Raw genomic sequence first — 13985 nt, forward strand, 5'->3', positions numbered from 1 at the left:
GTTCCCCCGGCTAGCCTCCATGCATCGTTGATTCGCTGTTTCCCGACTCGAGAGCTCCCATGCGCGCCCTCTGTCTCATCCTGAGTCTGGCTTCCGTCGCCTCCCTCGGCGCGCAGGAACCCGCACGGCCAACACCAACTCCGATCGTGGTGCCCGAGACGGTCGCCACCTCCGGCGATTCCGCAGTGCTCTCGGTCGGCAACCGCAACGTGTTCGTGTTCCGGGCCAAGCTGGGTGTCTTCTCCGCCCGGGACCGTGCCGAGATGGCACTCGACCGGATCAAGCGGGCCCAACGTGTCGGCAACGACTCGGTGCGGGCCATCCATGATTCGGTCGGGGTCATCGTCATGCTCAATGACACCCCCGTGTTCGTGGTGACGCCCTACGACATGCCCCGCGGGTCGGACCTCACGCCGGAAGTTGCCGCCGCCAAAGTCGTAACGCAGCTGAGCGACGGGCTCGGAGCCGCCGAGGAGGCGCTGAACGTCAAGGCGCTCGCCATCGGGGCGGTCTCGGTGGCCGCCGCCACGCTCCTGCTGATCTTCCTGCTGCGGATGCTGCGCCGGGGACGGGCCTGGCTGCTGGACCTCTCCTCGCGCAAGATGCCGGACCTGAAGGTCCGGGGCGTCGAGGTCCTCTCACCGGGCGGCGTGCGTCGCGCGTTGGTGTGGATCCTCGGCGTGCTGACCTGGGCCCTCGGGCTGCTGCTCACCTATGGGTGGATCACCTTTTCACTCACCCGGTTCGCGTACACCCGGCCGTGGGGGCTCATCTTCGGCGGCTTCCTGGCCGACACGGCCGGCAGCATCGGGCTGGCGATCCTCCATTCGATTCCCAACCTGATCACCATCGGACTGATCTTCCTCGCGACCCGCGGGATCCTGGCGCTGCTGCGGCGCCTGTTCGACGCGGTCGAGGAGGGCCGGCTCAGCATCGTCGGGCTCCACCCGGAAACGGTGGGGGCCACGCGACGCATCGTGAACGCCGTCGTCTGGATGTTTGCCGTCGCTTCGGCGTATCCCCTGCTGCCCGGTTCGGACTCCGACGCTTTCCGGGGCATCTCGGTCCTGGCGGGCGTCCTGGTCACGTTCGGCTCGGCGGGACTGGTGGGGCAGGCGATGAGCGGGCTGCTCCTGATGTACGCCCGCGGCTTCAAGGTGGGCGACTTCATCCAGGCGGGAACCACCGAGGGCACGGTGGTGGAACTGGGGCTGTTGTCCACCCGGATCAAGAACGTCGCCAACGAATTCATCCTGGTACCCAACAGCACCATGGTGAACGGCTCGATCGTGGACTACAGCGCGGCCGGCCGCGAGGGGCGGTCACTGTACGTGCGGGCCTCAGTCACCATCGGGTACGACACGCCGTGGCAACGGATCCACGAGCTCCTCATGGCGGCGGGCGCCAAGCTTGAGGGAGCGCTGAAGACGCCGGAGCCGTTCGTGCTGCAGCGGGCCCTCAACGACTTCTACGTGCACTATGAGTTGTTCGTCCCGATCGACTCCGAGGAGGCCACCAACCTGCCGCGGTTGCGGAGCAGCCTCCACTCGCTCATCCAGGACACCTTCTGGGAGGCGGGGCAGGAGATCACCTCGCCGCACTTCTACGCGCTGCGGGACGGGAACACGGTCACGATTCCGCCGGAGTTCCGGCCCAAGGAGCCGGCGCCGTCGTTCCGGGTGGACGTCAACCCGAGCTAGACAGCGGCCGACCTGGTTCTGCGGGGCGTCTCCTTCGGGGGGCGCCCCGTTTGTTTGGTCAGGTCTGAGGCGCGGCGAGTACCGATGAAGGAAGCCGATCCGCATCATGTTCGAGCAGGAACGAGGGAGGGTCGGAATTGTCGGAGGGTCGGAAATGGTGACGTGGGTTTCCGCGGACCTCGAGAAGTTCACCGGTCGGCTGATCGGGACTGCCATAGCCGTCCATCGCGGCCTGGGCCCAGGATTCGTGGAGTCTGTCTACCATCGAGCAATGGAAGTCGAGTTGCGGCGTCGTGGCATCGCCCACGTGAGCGAGCTCGAGGTCGATGTGTGGTACGACGGGGTGGTTGTCGGTCGACATCGACTCGACATGATCGCCGAGGGTGGTGTGGTGCTCGAGTTCAAGGCGGTGCAGTCGTTGGATCCCGTTCACTTTGGGCAATTGCGGGCGTACCTGAAGGCCACTGACCGTCCTGTGGGGCTCTTGTTCAACTTCGGCGAGCCGCGACTGGTCGCCAAGCGCGTCCTTCTCCAGGGTCCGTCCTCCGCGGTTCGTTCCGACCCTCCTCCACCTCCGACCCTCCCTCGTTTCCTGGACGGCCTCGCGACTTCTGACCCGTCATCCGCGTGACCGGGATGACAGTGCCATCGATGCAAGGCCGTATCGTAGCCCATGACCACCCGCCGATTCATCCCGACCAGGGAGTGGGAAGACGCCCGCCAGCTCCGGGGCCTGGCCGGTGAGCACGCCGCCCTCGCCTTCCTCACCGCCTGCGGGTGGTCGGTGGAGGCGCATCGCTTCAAGCTCGGCCGCCACGACCTGGACCTGGTCATCCGCCGGGGGTCGATCGTCGCCTTCGTCGAGGTGAAGACCCGCCGCTCCACCACCTTCGGGCTGGCCGCCGAGGCGGTGGGGTGGCGCAAGCAGCGGACGCTGAGCCGGGTGGCCGAGCTCTGGTGTCTCCGTCATGGGCGCCCCGGAGACACCTATCGCTTTGACCTTGTGTCAGTTACGGACTTGGGCAATGGCAGGATGGAGGTCGAGCATCTGGAGGACGCATGGAGGCTGCAGCGCCGGTAGGGCAGATGTCTTTCAAAGTGACTCAAAATAAGCCATATTTTGCCTATTGCTTCGGCGCCTGTTCGGTTGTATTGTTGTCCGTGAATTAGTGAATCAAAATCATCCATTTCCACATCTGGAGCGCGAGTCACATGGCCAACGAAGACAAGAAGCAGGAAAAGCTCGAGGGTGAACGCCGCAAGGCCCTGAACCTCGCCATCTCCCAGATCGAGAAGCAGTTGGGCAAGGGGTCCATCATGCGCATGGGAAGCGAGTCGCCCAGGGTCCAGATCGCCGCCATCCCGACCGGCGCCATCAACCTCGACGCCGCCACCGGCGTGGGTGGCATTCCCCGCGGCCGCATCACCGAGATCTACGGTCCAGAGTCCTCCGGCAAGACCACCCTCTGTCTGCACGTGGCCGCCAACGTCCAGAAGGGCGGGGGGGTGGCCGCCTACGTCGACGCCGAGCATGCGCTGGACGTCGAGTACGCCCGGAAGCTCGGCGTGGACATCGACAACCTGCTCGTGTCCCAGCCGGACACCGGCGAGCAGGCGCTCGAAATCGTGGAAATCCTGGTGCGGTCGGGGGCGGTGGACCTGATCATCATCGACTCGGTGGCGGCGCTGGTGCCCAAGGCTGAAATCGAGGGCGAAATGGGCGACAGCCACGTCGGCCTCCAGGCCCGGCTCATGAGCCAGGCGCTCCGCAAGCTGGCCGGGGCCATCAACCGCTCGAGCTGCTCGGTGGTCTTCATCAACCAGCTGCGCGAGAAGATCGGCGTCATGTTCGGCAACCCCGAGACGACCACCGGCGGCAAGGCGCTGAAGTTCTATGCCTCGCTCCGGCTCGACATCCGGCGCATCGGTCCGGTCAAGGAGCGGGAGGCCGTCATCGGCAACCATGTCCGGGTCAAGGTCGTCAAGAACAAGGTCGCACCGCCCTTCAAGCAGGCCGAGTTCGACATCATGTTCGACGAGGGGATCAGCCACACCTCCCTCCTGGTCGACATTGCCTCCGAGGCCAATATCATCCAGAAGTCAGGGGCCTGGTATTCCTACGGCGACCAGCGGATCGGTCAGGGCCGGGAGAACGCGAAGCTCTTCCTCCGCGACAACGAGGCGCTGATGCTCGAGGTCGAGGCCAAGGTCAAGGATCTGCTCGGCATGGGCCCGAGTGGGGCCGTGGTCGCGGCCGGCGCAGAGGCGGGGGAGGATCTGGAGGATGAATAGCGCACTTCCGCGGGTCGTCACGGCGGTCGAGCCGGACCCGCGGAAGCCCGGTGTGGTGCGGGTGCATGTGGACGGCCAGCCCTACTGCGCCGTCCCGGCCTCCGCCCTTGGGCGGGCGGAGGTCCGCCCCGGCACGGCGCTCACCCCCGAGCGCCTGGACCTGCTGGGGGAGCTCGCCGATGAGGAGGGGGCGTTCCGGACCCTCCTCCGCGCGCTGGAACGCCGCTCCTACGCCCGGCGTGATCTGGGGCGACGGCTGGCACGCAAGGGACATCGGCCGGCTGCGGTCGAGGCCGCGCTGGAGCGGGCCGCGGGGCTCGGCCTCCTGGACGACGCCGGGTACGCGCGCAACTACGTGGAGACCCGGGCCGCCCGGGGGAGGGGCCCGGCGCGCCTGGTCCGCGACCTCATGGCCATGGGAGTCGAACGCGGGCATATCGATGACGCCATCGCCGATCACTGGCCGCCGGACGTCGATCGCTCCGCCATGCCCAGGTCGCTGGCGGCCAAGCGTGCCCGCCAGCTGGGGGAACTGCCCCGGGAGGCCAAGCGGCGCCGGCTGACGGCCTACCTGGCTCGGCGGGGATTCAGCGGGCCGGACGCCCGAAAGGCCATTCAGGAGGCGCTCGCCATCTCCTCCTGATGGCAGCCCCAATCCCGGCTTATATTTGGCGGATGCATGCCTCCGAGATCCGCCGCCGATTCATCGAGTATTTCGAGCGCCAGGGGCACCAGCCGGTGCCCTCGTCCTCGCTCCTGCCTGCCGACGATCCCACGCTGCTCTTTACGAACGCGGGGATGAACCAGTTCAAACGCACCTTCCTCGGGGTCGAGCCGCGCGACTATGTGCGCGCGGTGACCTGCCAGAAGGTCGTGCGCGCCGGCGGCAAGCACAACGACCTCGAACAGGTGGGGCACACCAAGCGGCACCACACCTTCTTCGAGATGCTGGGCAACTTCTCCTTCGGCGATTACTTCAAGCGCGACGCGATCCGGTTTGCCTGGGAGTTTGTCACCAGCCCGGAGTGGCTCGGGATTCCCCCGAAGCGGCTCTGGGTCACGGTGCACGAGAGCGACACGGAGGCGCTGGGCCTCTGGCGGGAAGTCGCGGGGCTCCCGGACGACCGGCTCTTCGGCCTGGGCGACAAGGACAATTTCTGGCAGATGGGCGACACGGGGCCGTGCGGTCCCTGCTCAGAGATCTACGTAGATCTCGAGTGGACGCCCGGCAAGCGTCCGGTCGCGCAGCTTTCGCGCGAGGAGTTTGAGGAACAGGCCGAGGCGGGTCGCTTCCTCGAGATCTGGAACCTCGTCTTCATGCAGTACGACCGCAGCGCCGACGGGACCCTCACCCCGCTGCCGAAACCCTCCGTCGACACCGGGGCCGGGCTCGAGCGGATCGCCGCGGTGCTGCAGGGCGAGGAATCCAATTTTCACACCGATCTCTTCCTCCCGCTCCTCGACGGCGTGGCCGAACTGGTGGGCAGCCCGTACGACCGCGGCCCCGCCGGCGCGTCGTACCGCGTGCTGGCCGACCACGCCCGCGCGGTGACGTTCCTCCTGGCCGATGGGGTCGTCCCCTCCAACGAGGGGCGTGGCTATGTGCTGCGCCGGATCCTCCGCCGGGCGGTGCGTCACGCCTGGCTGCTCGGACGCCGCGAGCCGACGCTGGCGCCGCTGACCGATATCGTGGTCCGCGAAATGAGCCCCGCCTATCCCGACCTGCTGGAAAAGGCCGCGTCGATCCGGCAGTGGACCCTGACGGAAGAGCAGCGTTTTCTCGAGACGATCGAGGGCGGCCTCAAGCGGATGGACGAGCTGCTGGCGAGCGGGCTCACCGTCATCCCCGGCGACGAGGCCTTCAAGCTCTACGACACGTACGGCTTCCCGATCGACCTGACGATGATCATCGCCGAGGAACGGGGCGCGTCGGTGGACCTGGCCGGCTTCGAGTCGGCACTCGACGCACAGCGAAAGCGCTCGCGCGAGGTGCGGGTTGCGGGCTTCGAGATGAAGAGCTCAGCCGGCGGCCCGGCGGTCATGACGAAGTCGGTGGAGTGGCGTGAACTCAAGAAGCGGGCGCAGGAGTTCATCGGCTACCAGCACGACGCCGCCGACACCGAGATCCTCGCCTTCCGGCAGGACCCGGAGTCCGAGCGCGTGGAACTCTTGCTGCAGGAGAACCCCTTCTACGCCGAGTCCGGCGGCCAGGTGAGCGACACCGGCTTTGTCCGGGGTCAGGGCTGGGTCATGCCCGTGGACCAGGTGCGGAAGGGTGAGCGGGGAACCATCGTCGGGGGCGCCTTCCGCGACACCTTCGAGCCGACCTCCGTCCACGGCTCTGTCGACGTGGCACGCCGCCGGAACATCGAGCGCAACCACAGCGCCACGCACCTGGTGCATGCGGCGCTGCGCAAGTATCTCGGCACGCATGTGCACCAGCAGGGTTCGCTGGTGGATGACGGACGGCTCCGGTTCGACTTTTCGCATCACGGACCGATCGAGCCCGACGTGCTCCAGCAGATCGAGCGCGAGGTCAACGCGCAGATCTGGGACAACGATCCCGTCACCACCAGGGAAATGGCCTATCCCGACGCGCTGGCGCTCGGCGCGATGGCCCTCTTCTCGGAGAAATACGGCGACGTCGTGCGGGTCGTCTCGATGGGGGAGGCATCCATCGAGCTCTGTGGCGGCACCCACGTCCGCAGTACCGGCCAGATCGGGCTCTTTCAGTTTGCGTCGCAGGGCGGCGTGGCGGCCGGCGTGCGCCGGATCGAGGCGGTGACGGGACCGGAGGCCTACACCCTCGTGGAGGCGCTCCAGGCCCAGATCAGCGGCGCGGCCTCGGCGCTCAAGGCGCAGCCGGATCACCTGCTGCGCAAGCTCGAGCAGCTGATCGAGGAGCGTGAACGGTTGCACACTCGCGTCAATGAACTCCTGCGTGGTGGCGCGGCGGCGCCGGCGGAGGGCACGACGCTCGACATCGACGGCGTGGCGGTCACCCTCGGGGAGACCGAAGTCGAGAATCGCGAGGAGGTCCTGGCGCTGGTCGACGGATTTCGGACCGGCAAGTCGGGCGCCGTGCTGGTGCTGTTCGGCACCGCCGGACGGGGGGCGGTCCACGTGGCGGTCACCGACGACCTGGTCAAGGCGGGGCGAAAGGCGGGCGACCTGGCCGGGCGCATCGCGGCGGTGAGCGGCGGGAAGGGCGGGGGGCGGCCACAGTTCGCCTCCGCCGGCGCGGGCGACGTGGCGCGGCTTCCCCAGGCCCGTGCCGAGGCGCCGACGATCATCGCCGCCTGGCTCCGTGGAGCTTCATGACCGACACCGCCGCCTGGTTTGCCGAGCGCGCGGCCGGGGCGCCACCGGCGCTTCGGGTCAGCGCCGCCGGTTACCTGGCGCGCGCCACGGCCCCCGGAACTGTCGCCTCACGCCTGACCGACGCGGCGACGCTGGCGCTCCGTGACGTATTCGACCGGAAGGCGACCCGCGACGCGGCGCTCGCCCTCCTCACCGCCGACAGCCTCGTGACCCTTGCGCTGCTCGCGCAGGCGGAGCTGGATCCGGCGGCGCTGGATCACTTCGCTTCCGGCGTCGTGGACGCCGCGGCCGCGTGATCGACCTCCACAACCACCTCCTCCCCGGTGTGGACGACGGCTCGCGCAGCGTCGCGCAGTCGCTGCGTGTGTTGGCCACCTTCGCCGCACAGGGCGTGGCCGCGGTCTGCCTCACCCCCCATCTCCTGGCCGGCGACGCGGGCAACGGCCGCCCCGCCGATCACGACCTCGCGTTCGCCGCCCTGCTGGCCGCTGCGCCCACGACGCCGCGGCTCCATCGGGGCGCGGAGATCATGCTGGACCGCCCGCTCCCCGACAGCGTCGCCCGTCAGCGAAGCGTCACGCTCAACGGGACGCAATACGTGCTGGTCGAATTCAACCGCATGGTGACTTTCCAGGCCGCCGCGGCCGCACTCGCGCACGTGGTGGAGATCGGCCTCGTGCCGGTGCTCGCCCATCCCGAGCGCTATGCCTGCTGCACGCCCGAAGTCGTCCGGCGCTGGCGGTCTCTCGGGGCGGTGATGCAGGTGGACGGCACCACGCTGGCCACCAGCCGGGGGCGGGGGGAGCGCGCCCGCGCGCTCGTGGCGGAGGGGTTGGCCGATATCCTCGCGGGGGACAACCACGGCGACGACCGGTCGCTGGCGACCGCGCGTGAATTCCTGCGGGAGCACGGCGGCACCGTGCAGGCCGACCTCCTCCTCGACCTGAACCCGGCGGCCATCCTGGCGGGGAAGAGTCTCGAGGAGGTGCCGCCGTTGCCGCTGCGCACCGGTGTCATTTCGCGCCTGCGAAACCTGCTCTCGGAGAGCGACCAATGAGCGACGCACATATCGCCGCGGGGCTGCGCACGCTGGCCAGGCTCGCAGAGGCCACCACCGCGCTCGCCGGCGAAGCCCAGCGCATCGCCGAGACGTATGTCCGCACGCTGCGCGGCGGGGGCACCATCTACTTCGCCGGCAACGGCGGGAGTGCGGCCGACGCCCAGCACCTGGCCACCGAATTCGTGGTGCGCTACGCGAAGTCGCGCCGCCCGCTGGCGGCCGTCGCGCTCACCACCGACACCTCGCTGCTCCTCGCGGCCGGCAACGACCTCGGGTTCGAGCAGGTATTCGCCCGCCAGGTCGAGGCCCTCTGCCGCAAGGGCGACCTGCTCGTCCTGCACAGCACCAGCGGGGCGAGTCCCAACCTGCTGCGCGCCGCGGAGGCGGCCCGGGCCAAGGGGGTGCCGGTCGTGGCGTTTCTCGGCAAGGGGGGCGGCGCGCTGGCCGGCATGGTGGACCAGGCGTTCATCGTGGCGGCGGACGAAACCAGTCACATTCAGGAAATCCACCTCGCGGTCGAGCACCTGATTGTCGAAGTGGTGGAACAGGAGTTGGATCTTGACTGAGGCGCTGCAGTTCCCGCCAGGGACCGTCGCACTGGTCACCGGGGGCTCGCGCGGCATCGGGCGCGCGACCGCGTTGCTGCTGGCCCGCCTCGGGGCGGATGTCGGCGTCACCTGGCACACCCGGAAGGCGGACGCCGACGCGGTCACGCGGGAGATTCGGGCGATGGGCCGCAAGGCGTTCAGCGCTGGCGGCGACCTCGCCGATCCCGACGTCGTCGAGCGGGTCTTCCGCGAATTCAAGGCGTGCTTCGGCCGGCTCGACTATTTCGTGGCCAACGCCGGCGTCTGGCCGGTGGCGGATGTGGCCCTCCGCGACATGGACGACGCGCGGTGGCGGTCGGTGCTCGGCGCGAATCTCGACGCCGTGTTCCTTACCACCCGCGCCGCGCTCCGCCTCATGGGGCCGGGGGGCCGCGTCGTCCTGGTGGGCAGCACGGCGGGTCAGCGGGGCGAGGGGTTCCATGCGGACTACGCCGCGAGCAAGGGGGCGCTGATTTCCCTGACCAAGTCGCTTGCCATCGAATGTGCGCCGGGCATTACCGTGAATTGTGTCGCGCCGGGTTGGGTCGACACCGAGATGGCCGCGGAGCCGTACGCCGAAGGTGGCCGGGCGCGCATCGAGCGGGGGATTCCGATCGGTCGGGTCGCCAGCGCCGACGACATCGCCGGTCCCATCGCCTTCCTCCTCAGCGATCTTGCGCGGCACATCACCGGCGAGGTGCTGAACGTGAACGGCGGGAGCGTGTTGTGCGGGTGAGGCTGGCGGCCGCGTGATTCACCTGATCTTTACCGGTGGGACGATCTCGATGCGGCAGTCCGCCGAGGCCGGCGGAGCGGTGCCGGCGCTCGACGGCGCGGCGCTCGTGAGCCTGGCACCCGAGCTGGCCGCCGCCGGGCCTCTCGCGGTGGACGACTGGGGGCGCTTCCCTGCATCGCACATGGGGCTCGACCGGCTCTGGGCACTGCGGAACCGCGTCGCCGAGGTCGCGGCCTCGGGCACGGCGCGAGGCATCGTGGTGACCCACGGCACCGACACCCTGGAGGAAACCGCCTACCTGCTGGCCCGCACCATTGACCCGGAGATTCCGGTGGTGCTCACGGGGGCGATGCGGACCTCGGACGAGGCGGAGTGGGATGGGCGGCCCAACCTGGTGGACAGCGTGCGGGTCGCGGGCGCGGCGGAGAGTCGCGGACGCGGCGCAATGGTCGTATTTCATGGCGCTGTCCTGAGCGGGCTGGAGGCAGTGAAGACCGACGCTGGTGAGGTCGACACCTTCCGCGCGCCGCGCGCCGCCCCGCTCGGCATGGTCGAGGGTGCCGCGGTCCGCTTTGCGGCCGGCGGGCGCGCCGCGGCTCCGATGCCGGCGTTCCCCGAGGCCCTTGGCGCGCGCATCGCGATGGTCTCCGCGGTCGTCGGGGATCGGGGAATGCTCGTGGATGCTGCGCGGGATTCGCACGACGGCCTGGTGCTGGTCGCCTTCGGTCGCGGGAACATGCCACCGGCGCTCGCGGCTGCCGCGCAGCGCTGGCTCGACGCGGGAAAGCCGGTGGTGCTTGCCACCCGTTGCTTCACCGGTGAGGTCCTCCCCATCTACGCCTTCGAAGGGGGCGGCGCGCGCCTGCTCCAGGCCGGCGCCATCGCCGCCGGTCTCCGTGCGCCCTCCCAGGCGTGGATGGAACTCGTCGTGACGCACTCGGCGGGGCTCCCGTTCGGTGCGGGGATGGAGCGCTGACATGATGCTGCCTGAGCGGATCCCGATCCCCGAGGAAGTCGTGGCCATCGCCCGACAGCTCGAGGAGGCTGGCCACGAGGCCTGGTGCGTCGGTGGCGCCGTGCGTGACACGCTGCTCGGCAGCGAGCAGAAGGACTTCGACCTCGCGACCTCCGCGACGCCGGAGCAGGTGCAGGCGCTCTTCAGGCGCACGGTGGCGGTCGGCGTCAAGTACGGCACCGTGGGGGTCTTCGACAGCGCGCGCGTCCTGCACGAGGTGACGACGTTTCGCCACGATGTGCGGACCGACGGCCGCCACGCGGAAGTCGCCTACGGGGTGTCGCTCGACGAGGACCTTGCCCGCCGGGATTTCACGGTCAACGCCATCGCCTACCACCCGCTCCGGGGCGAGTGGCGGGATCCCTATGGTGGTGTCGCTGATCTCGAACGCCGGCGGTTGCGCGCCGTCGGCGACCCGGCGGCGCGGTTCCGCGAGGACTACCTCCGGGTGCTCCGGGCGCTGCGGTTCACCGCACGGCTGGATTTCGCCATCGAGCCCGACACCTGGGAGGCGGCCCGCGCCGCCGCCGAGGGGCTCGAGCAGCTCTCCGCCGAACGGGTGCGCGACGAATGGTTCAAGGGGCTGGGGACCACCCGCTCGCTGCGCCGGCTGATGTCGCTCTGGCGGAAGTCTGGCGCCGCGGCCGTCTGGATTCCGCAGCTCTGGTCGTTGGAGGAAATCGAGGCGTGGACCGGCGACGACGCCCCGGCTCGACGCGACCCGGTGGTGTTGACCGCCCTCTGCTGTCACGAGCCGGTGGCCGTCCTGAGCCGGCTCCGGGTGTCCAACGCGGAACTGGCCCGGGCCGTGGCCCTCGTTGCGGGGCCGCACGAACCGGCGGGGATGACCGCGACCGACGTGCGGCGATGGCTCGCCGCCGTCGACGAAGCCGCTGACGACCTCGCCGAGCTCTGGCAACTGCGGCATGCGCTCCCCTTCCTCTGGGCGGGGGAGGTGGCGGCGGTGCGCGCGGCCGGCGTCCCGCTCCGGCGCGGCGACCTCGCGGTGTCGGGGCAGGACCTGATCGCCGCAGGAATTCCAACCGGGCCCGTGGTCGGACAGGTGCTCGAGCGATTGCTCGCGCTGGTGGTGGACGAACCGGCATTGAACGAACGTGACGCGCTGCTGGCGCGCGCCAAGGAGATCGTGTGACCCCAATTTCGCTCGGCCTGCTCGCGGCAGCCGGCAACGTCATCGGCGCGGCCATCGTCGTGCGCCACCTCCAGCGTGGACTGCAGTTCATCGAAGGGCTCATCGCGTTCGGTGCCGGGTTCATGCTCGCCGTCGTCCTCGTGGGCGTGCTGCCCGAGGTGTTCCACGGCGGGGCGATCCTTCCCGGCGTCTTCGTGTTCGCCGGGTACTTCGGCGTTCACCTGTCGCAGCACGTGTTCACGCAGCACTTCCACTACGGCGTGGAAACCCACCGGGTCGGCGCCAAGGCGGGATTCAGCGCGCTGGTCGGCCTCTCGATGCACAGCCTGTTCGACGGTGTGGCCATCGCGGCCGGGATGCTGGTCTCCCCGCAACTCGGCGTCCTACTCTTCCTGGCCGTCTTCCTGCACAAACTCCCCGAGGGTGTCACCATCGCGAGCCTCGTGATGGCGGGGGGACACGGCGCGCGTCGCGCGATTGGGGCGGCGGTCGTCCTCGGGCTGGCCACCGTGCTGGGCGTGCTCCTGACCGATTTGGCCGCCCCGCTGGCCGAGCGCGGGCTGGCGCTGGCGGCCGGCGTGACGCTGTACGTGGCAGCGTCCGACCTGGTCCCCGAATTCCAGGCCAAGCGGGGCTGGGGCACCGCCCTGCCGTTCTTCGGCGGCGCCGCGGCGTTCTTCCTTACGAACGCGTTGCTTGAACGCTGGATCGGTTAAGGCCGGCGGCGTGAGCGAACCCTCCCTCTTTGCCCCGGCCGCGCCACTCGCCGCCCGACTCCGGCCCCGTACCCTCGACGAGGTGGTGGGGCAGGCCCACCTGCTCGCGCCCGGCCATGCGCTCGGCGATGCGATTCGCCGCGGGGATGTGGGGAGCGTCATTCTTTGGGGGCCGCCGGGCTCCGGCAAGACCACGCTCGCGCGCGTCATCGCCAGGCACACCGAGCGGGAGTTCGTGACCTTCAGTGCGGTCACCGAAGGGGTGCAGCGGGTCCGCGAAATCCTGCGCGAGGCGGAGGATCGCCGCCGTCTTGGGCGGGAGACCATCTTTTTCTGCGACGAGATCCACCGATTCAACCGGGGCCAGCAAGACGCCTTCCTCCCGGCGGTCGAGTCGGGGCTGATTACCCTCATCGGCGCCACCACGGAGAATCCCAGCTTCGAACTCAACGCGGCGCTGCTCTCGCGCTCGCGGGTATATGTCCTGGAGCCGCTGCCCGAGGCGGATCTCGCTTCCCTCCTCCGGCGGGCGCTGGCCGACCGGGAGCGGGGGCTCGGGGCCATGGAGCTGCGGGTCGCGGACGAGGCCATCGACTTCCTGGCCGCTGCGGCCGACGGCGACGCGCGCCGGGCATTGACCGCGCTCGAGGCGGCTTCGCAGCAGGTCGGGCTCGGCGGCGAGATCAGCCGCGAGATCGCGGCAGACGTCTTTGCTCGGCGGCTTCCGGCGTACGACAAGTCGGGTGAGGGCCACTACAACCTCATCTCCGCGCTCCACAAGGCGGTCCGGGGGAGCGATCCGCAGGGGGCGCTGTACTGGCTGGCCCGGATGATCGAAGGGGGCGAGGCCCCGCTCTACCTGGCGCGCCGGCTGGTCCGCATGGCGGTGGAAGACATTGGCCTGGCCGATCCGCAGGCGCTGACCATCGCGCTGGCCGCCAAGGATGCGTTCGACTTTCTCGGCGCGCCCGAGGGTGAGCTCGCGCTGGCCGAGGCGGCGGTGTATCTCGCCACGGCGCCAAAATCGAACCGGGTATATGTCGCGTGGGGTGCCGCGCGGGAAGCCGCGCGCCGCACGCCGGCGGCACCGGTGCCGCTGCACCTGCGGAATGCGGTCACGGGGCTGATGAAGGATCTTGGCTATGGGGCGGGGTACCGGTACGCGCACGACGCGCCGACCGCCTACCTTTCCCAGGAGTACCTGCCGGAAGCACTGAGCGGCGAGCAGTTTTATGAGCCGGGGCCGATGGGGCTGGAGAAACGGATTGCCGAACGGATGGCGTGGTGGGCGGGGCAGCGGGGCGGCGGGGCAGCGGGGCAGGGTGGCAGCGAGTCGAAAGGAACCTGAATCATTCGAGACCTCATCAATGTCCAGCCGCCGGCCGAGCGCGCGCTGCTCGTCGCC

General features: G+C 69.5%; 14 protein-coding genes. All 14 read left to right on the forward strand.

All coding sequences use genetic code 11. The annotated features are described in order from the left end of the window. The first annotated feature begins 59 nt into the window (after positions 1 to 59). The 14 genes from R2910_12670 (at position 60) to R2910_12735 (ending at position 13928) form a co-directional block, all read left to right on the forward strand. Positions 60 to 1700: a mechanosensitive ion channel family protein gene (locus R2910_12670; GenBank protein ID MEZ4413834.1), complete on the forward strand. Its 1641-nt coding sequence runs from the start codon at positions 60 to 62 to the stop codon at positions 1698 to 1700. 154 nt (positions 1701 to 1854) lie between these two features. Beyond that, positions 1855 to 2331: a GxxExxY protein gene (locus tag R2910_12675; protein MEZ4413835.1), complete on the forward strand. Its 477-nt coding sequence runs from the start codon at positions 1855 to 1857 to the stop codon at positions 2329 to 2331. A 42-nt stretch (positions 2332 to 2373) separates the two neighbouring features. After that, positions 2374 to 2781, forward strand: a complete 408-nt coding sequence (locus R2910_12680) for a YraN family protein (protein ID MEZ4413836.1) — start codon at positions 2374 to 2376, stop codon at positions 2779 to 2781. A gap of 131 nt (positions 2782 to 2912) precedes the next feature. After that, positions 2913 to 3992, forward strand: a complete 1080-nt coding sequence (gene recA / locus R2910_12685) for a recombinase RecA (protein MEZ4413837.1) — start codon at positions 2913 to 2915, stop codon at positions 3990 to 3992. Next, the gene (locus tag R2910_12690; protein ID MEZ4413838.1) at positions 3985 to 4635 is read left to right on the forward strand and encodes a regulatory protein RecX; all 651 of its coding nucleotides are present in this window, start codon (positions 3985 to 3987) and stop codon (positions 4633 to 4635) included. Before recA ends, R2910_12690 begins: the two co-directional genes overlap by 8 nt. 32 nt (positions 4636 to 4667) lie before the next feature. After that, positions 4668 to 7313, forward strand: a complete 2646-nt coding sequence (gene alaS, locus R2910_12695; GenBank protein MEZ4413839.1) for an alanine--tRNA ligase — start codon at positions 4668 to 4670, stop codon at positions 7311 to 7313. After that, positions 7310 to 7609 (forward strand): hypothetical protein, encoded by a 300-nt coding sequence (locus tag R2910_12700; protein MEZ4413840.1) that lies wholly within the window; start codon positions 7310 to 7312, stop codon positions 7607 to 7609. Before alaS ends, R2910_12700 begins: the two co-directional genes overlap by 4 nt. After that, complete coding sequence (locus tag R2910_12705) at positions 7606 to 8370, forward strand: CpsB/CapC family capsule biosynthesis tyrosine phosphatase (protein MEZ4413841.1); 765 nt, start codon at positions 7606 to 7608, stop codon at positions 8368 to 8370. The genes R2910_12700 and R2910_12705 overlap by 4 nt, the downstream gene beginning before the upstream one ends. Then, entirely contained in the window at positions 8367 to 8939 is a 573-nt protein-coding gene (locus R2910_12710; GenBank protein MEZ4413842.1) for an SIS domain-containing protein, read from the forward strand. The genes R2910_12705 and R2910_12710 overlap by 4 nt, the downstream gene beginning before the upstream one ends. Continuing rightward, positions 8932 to 9696 (forward strand): SDR family NAD(P)-dependent oxidoreductase, encoded by a 765-nt coding sequence (locus R2910_12715; protein MEZ4413843.1) that lies wholly within the window; start codon positions 8932 to 8934, stop codon positions 9694 to 9696. Before R2910_12710 ends, R2910_12715 begins: the two co-directional genes overlap by 8 nt. 13 nt (positions 9697 to 9709) lie before the next feature. Further along, positions 9710 to 10672, forward strand: a complete 963-nt coding sequence (locus R2910_12720) for an asparaginase (protein ID MEZ4413844.1) — start codon at positions 9710 to 9712, stop codon at positions 10670 to 10672. Position 10673: 1 nt separating this feature from the next. After that, on the forward strand, positions 10674 to 11864 hold the full coding sequence (locus R2910_12725; GenBank protein ID MEZ4413845.1) for a CCA tRNA nucleotidyltransferase: 1191 nt from the start codon (positions 10674 to 10676) through the stop codon (positions 11862 to 11864). Further along, the gene (locus R2910_12730; GenBank protein ID MEZ4413846.1) at positions 11861 to 12580 is read left to right on the forward strand and encodes a ZIP family metal transporter; all 720 of its coding nucleotides are present in this window, start codon (positions 11861 to 11863) and stop codon (positions 12578 to 12580) included. The genes R2910_12725 and R2910_12730 overlap by 4 nt, the downstream gene beginning before the upstream one ends. Positions 12581 to 12590: 10 nt before the next feature. Continuing rightward, the gene (locus R2910_12735) at positions 12591 to 13928 is read left to right on the forward strand and encodes a replication-associated recombination protein A (protein MEZ4413847.1); all 1338 of its coding nucleotides are present in this window, start codon (positions 12591 to 12593) and stop codon (positions 13926 to 13928) included. Positions 13929 to 13985: the final 57 nt, after the last annotated feature.

The organism is Gemmatimonadales bacterium, from assembly GCA_041390145.1.
GTDB lineage: Bacteria > Gemmatimonadota > Gemmatimonadetes > Gemmatimonadales > GWC2-71-9 > SPDF01.

Excerpts from the sequence above, each read along its gene's own strand:
- R2910_12670 (MEZ4413834.1), top strand. The coding sequence starts at position 60 with ATGCGCGCCCTCTGTCTCATCCTGAGTCTGGCTTCCGTCGCCTCCCTC.
- R2910_12675 (MEZ4413835.1), top strand. The coding sequence starts at position 1,855 with ATGGTGACGTGGGTTTCCGCGGACCTCGAGAAGTTCACCGGTCGGCTG.
- R2910_12680 (MEZ4413836.1), top strand. The coding sequence starts at position 2,374 with ATGACCACCCGCCGATTCATCCCGACCAGGGAGTGGGAAGACGCCCGC.
- recA (MEZ4413837.1), top strand. The coding sequence starts at position 2,913 with ATGGCCAACGAAGACAAGAAGCAGGAAAAGCTCGAGGGTGAACGCCGC.
- R2910_12690 (MEZ4413838.1), top strand. The coding sequence starts at position 3,985 with ATGAATAGCGCACTTCCGCGGGTCGTCACGGCGGTCGAGCCGGACCCG.
- alaS (MEZ4413839.1), top strand. The coding sequence starts at position 4,668 with ATGCATGCCTCCGAGATCCGCCGCCGATTCATCGAGTATTTCGAGCGC.
- R2910_12700 (MEZ4413840.1), top strand. The coding sequence starts at position 7,310 with ATGACCGACACCGCCGCCTGGTTTGCCGAGCGCGCGGCCGGGGCGCCA.
- R2910_12710 (MEZ4413842.1), top strand. The coding sequence starts at position 8,367 with ATGAGCGACGCACATATCGCCGCGGGGCTGCGCACGCTGGCCAGGCTC.
- R2910_12725 (MEZ4413845.1), top strand. The coding sequence starts at position 10,674 with ATGATGCTGCCTGAGCGGATCCCGATCCCCGAGGAAGTCGTGGCCATC.